General features: G+C 67.4%; 4 protein-coding genes. All 4 read left to right on the top strand.

Annotated features, from left to right (window positions below; all coding sequences use genetic code 11):
• Position 1: 1 nt before the first annotated feature.
• The gene (gene leuC, locus AC1D01_RS24715) at positions 2–1387 is read left to right on the top strand and encodes a 3-isopropylmalate dehydratase large subunit (RefSeq protein WP_477871061.1); all 1386 of its coding nucleotides are present in this window, start codon (positions 2–4) and stop codon (positions 1385–1387) included.
• Between the two features lie 13 nt (positions 1388–1400).
• Positions 1401–2045, top strand: a complete 645-nt coding sequence (gene leuD / locus AC1D01_RS24720) for a 3-isopropylmalate dehydratase small subunit (protein ID WP_477871063.1) — start codon at positions 1401–1403, stop codon at positions 2043–2045.
• A gap of 20 nt (positions 2046–2065) precedes the next feature.
• Positions 2066–3145 carry a 3-isopropylmalate dehydrogenase gene (gene leuB / locus AC1D01_RS24725; RefSeq protein WP_477871065.1) on the top strand — a complete coding sequence of 360 codons (1080 nt, stop codon included), beginning with the start codon at positions 2066–2068 and terminating at the stop codon, positions 3143–3145.
• Between the two features lie 57 nt (positions 3146–3202).
• Positions 3203–3764 (top strand): aspartate-semialdehyde dehydrogenase (locus AC1D01_RS24730; protein WP_477871067.1); only part of this gene is annotated, 562 nt, incomplete at its 3' end.

Consider the following 3764-nt stretch of genomic DNA (forward strand, 5'->3'; position numbering starts at 1 on the left):
GATCTGGGACGAACACATCGTCCACACCGAAGACGACGGCACCGCCGTCCTCTACATCGATCGCCATCTGGTGCACGAAGTCACCAGCCCGCAGGCGTTCGAGGGCCTGGACCTGGCGCACCGCAAGGTGTGGCGCCTGTCGGCCAACCTGGCGGTCAGCGACCACAACGTGCCCACCACCGACCGCTCGCACGGCATCGCCGACCCGATCTCGAAGCTGCAGGTCGACACGCTGGACGCCAACTGCGACCGCGTCGGCATCACGCAGTTCAAGATGAACGACAAGCGCCAGGGCATCGTCCACGTGATCGGCCCGGAGCAGGGCGCCACGTTGCCCGGCATGACGGTGGTCTGCGGCGATTCGCACACCTCCACGCACGGCGCGTTCGGCGCGCTGGCGCACGGCATCGGCACCAGCGAGGTCGAGCACGTGCTCGCCACGCAGACGCTGCTGGCGCGCAAGGCGAAGAACATGCTCGTCAAGGTGGACGGCACGCTGGCGCGCGGCTGCAGCGCCAAGGACATCGTGCTGGCCATCATCGGCAAGATCGGCACCGCCGGCGGCACCGGCTACACGATCGAGTTCGCCGGCAGCGCGATCCGTGCGCTCAGCATGGAAGGCCGCATGACGGTGTGCAACATGGCGATCGAGGCGGGCGCCCGCGCCGGCCTGGTCGGCGTCGACGACACCACCATCGCCTACGTGAAGGGCCGCCCGTTCACGCCCAGCGGCCTCGAATGGGACCACGCCGTCGCCTACTGGCGCACGCTGCACACCGATCCGGGCGCGCACTTCGATGCCGTCGTCGAGCTCGACGCGTCTGCCATCCGCCCGCAGGTCACCWGGGGCACCTCGCCCGAGATGGTGCTGTCTATCGACGACCGCGTGCCCGACCCGGACCGCGAGAAGGACAGCGGCAAGCGCGGCGCGATGGAGCGTGCGCTGCAGTACATGGCGCTGGAGCCGAACAAGCCGATCGCCGACATCCTGATCGACAAGGTGTTCATCGGCTCGTGCACCAACTCGCGCATCGAAGACCTGCGCGAGGCCGCGGCCATCGTGCGCCGCATCGGCGGCAAGCTGGCGAAGAACGTCAAGCTGGCGCTGGTGGTGCCGGGCTCGGGCCTCGTCAAGGAGCAGGCCGAGCGCGAGGGCCTGGACGTGATCTTCCGCGGCGCCGGTTTCGAATGGCGCGAGCCGGGCTGCTCGATGTGTCTCGCGATGAACGCCGACCGGCTGGAGCCGGGCGAGCGCTGCGCCTCCACCTCGAACCGCAATTTCGAGGGCCGGCAGGGCGCCGGCGGCCGCACCCACCTGGTGAGCCCGGCGATGGCGGCCGCGGCCGCGATGCAGGGCCATTTCGTCGACGTGCGTCGGCTGTCCTGAAGGAGACCGGACCATGCAAGCCTTCCGCATCCACACCGGCCTGGTCGCCCCGCTCGACCGCGAGAACGTCGACACCGACGCGATCATCCCGAAGCAGTTCCTGAAGTCGATCAAGAAGTCGGGGTTCGGCCCGAACCTGTTCGACGAATGGCGCTACCTCGACCATGGCGAGCCCGGCCAGGATCCGGCCAGCCGCAAGCCCAATCCGGATTTCGTGCTGAACCAGCCGCGCTACCAGGGCGCCTCGGTGCTGGTCACGCGCAAGAACTTCGGCTGCGGCTCGTCGCGCGAGCACGCGCCGTGGGCGCTCGACCAGTACGGCTTCCGCGCCATCATCGCGCCGAGCTATGCCGACATCTTCTTCAACAACTGCTTCAAGAACGGCCTGCTGCCGATTGTGCTGCCCGAGCACGAGGTGAGCCGCCTGTTCGACGAGGTGAACGCCTTCGTCGGCTACCAGCTGACGATCGACCTGGACCGCCAGGTCGTCGAACGGGCAGGCGCAGAGGCGATCCCTTTCGACGTCCAGCCCTTCCGCAAATTCTGTCTGCTCAACGGCTTCGACGACATCGGCCTGACGCTGCGCCATGCCGACAAGATCCGCGCCTTCGAAGCCGAGCGTCTGTTGCAGAAGCCCTGGCTGGCCCAGCGCGTCTGAGATCACAAAGGAACTGATTCGTGAAGATTGCGATCCTGCCGGGTGACGGCATCGGGGTGGAGATCATGGCCGAGGCCGTCAAGGTGCTCGGCTGCCTCGACCTGCGCTTCGAGACCGAGAGCGCCGAGGTCGGCGGCGCGGCCTATGCCGCCCATGGCCACCCGCTGCCCGCGGCGACGCTGGCGCTGGCGAAGGCGGCCGATGCGGTGCTGTTCGGCGCCGTCGGCGACTGGAAGTACGACAAGCTCGAGCGCCACCTGCGCCCGGAGCAGGCCATCCTCGGCCTGCGCAAGAACCTGGAGCTGTTCGCCAACTTCCGCCCGGCGATCTGCTACGAAGAGCTGACGCACGCGTCGACGCTGAAGCCCGAGATCGTGGCCGGCCTCGACCTGCTGATCATCCGCGAGCTGACCGGCGACATCTACTTCGGCCAGCCGCGCGGCCGCCGCCAATCGCCCGACGGCGCCTTCGCCGGTGCCGACGAGGCCTTCGACACGATGCGCTACTCGCGCCCCGAGATCGAGCGCATCGCGCACGTCGCGTTCCAGGCCGCGCGCAAGCGCAACAAGAAAGTGCTGAGCGTCGACAAGGCCAACGTGCTGGAGACCTTCCAGTTCTGGCGCGACGTCGTCACCGAGGTGCATGCGCAGTACCCCGACGTGGCGCTGGAGCACATGTACGTCGACAACGCGGCGATGCAGCTGGTGAAGGATCCGAAGCGGCTCGACGTGATCGTCACCGGCAACATGTTCGGCGACATCCTCAGCGACGAGGCGGCGATGCTCACCGGCTCGATCGGCATGCTGCCGTCGGCCTCGCTGAACGCGAAGAACCAGGGGCTGTACGAGCCCAGCCACGGCTCGGCGCCCGACATCGCCGGCAAGGGCATCGCGAACCCGCTGGCCACCATCCTGTCGGCGGCGATGATGCTGCGCTTCAGCCTCAACCAGGAAGCCGCGGCGCAGCGCATCGAGGCGGCCGTCAAGGCGGTGCTGGCAAAGGGCCTGCGCACCGCCGATATTCACAGTGAAGGCACCACGAAGGTGGGCACGAAGGAGATGGGCGACGCTGTGGTCGCCCACCTGAAAGCGAACGGCTGACGAGACGCTTTTTCGACGCAACCCTTCACGAACGAATTCAACGGACAGGACAGAAAGATGGCAACGAGATTGGTCGGCCTGGTGGGCTGGCGGGGCATGGTGGGGTCGGTGCTGATCGACCGCATGGCGCAAGAGAACGACTTCGAGCTGATCGAGCCGGTGTTCTTCAGCACCAGCAATGCCGGCGGCAAGGCGCCTGCCTACGCGAAGAACGAGACCACGCTGCAGGATGCGAACGACATCGAGGCGCTCAAGCGCTGCGACATCGTCATCACCTGCCAGGGCGGTGACTACACCAACGAGGTCTACCCGAAGCTGCGCAACGCCGGCTGGAACGGGCACTGGATCGATGCGGCATCGTCGCTGCGCATGAAGGACAACGCCGTCATCGTGCTCGACCCGGTCAACATGCCGGTCATCAAGAACGCGCTGGCCGCCGGCCAGCGTGACTGGATCGGCGGCAACTGCACCGTCAGCTGCATGCTGATGGGCGTGGGCGCGCTGTTCAAGGCAGGCCTCGTCGAGTGGATGAGCACCCAGACCTACCAGGCGGCCTCGGGCGGCGGCGCGCAGCACATGCGCGAGCTGCTGACGCAGTTCGGCACGCTGAACGCCGAGG

Source organism: Rhizobacter sp. P3_B12, from assembly GCF_056402895.1.

Coding starts and splice junctions, on each gene's coding strand:
- leuD (WP_477871063.1), top strand. CDS start 1,401: ATGCAAGCCTTCCGCATCCACACCGGCCTGGTCGCCCCGCTCGACCGC.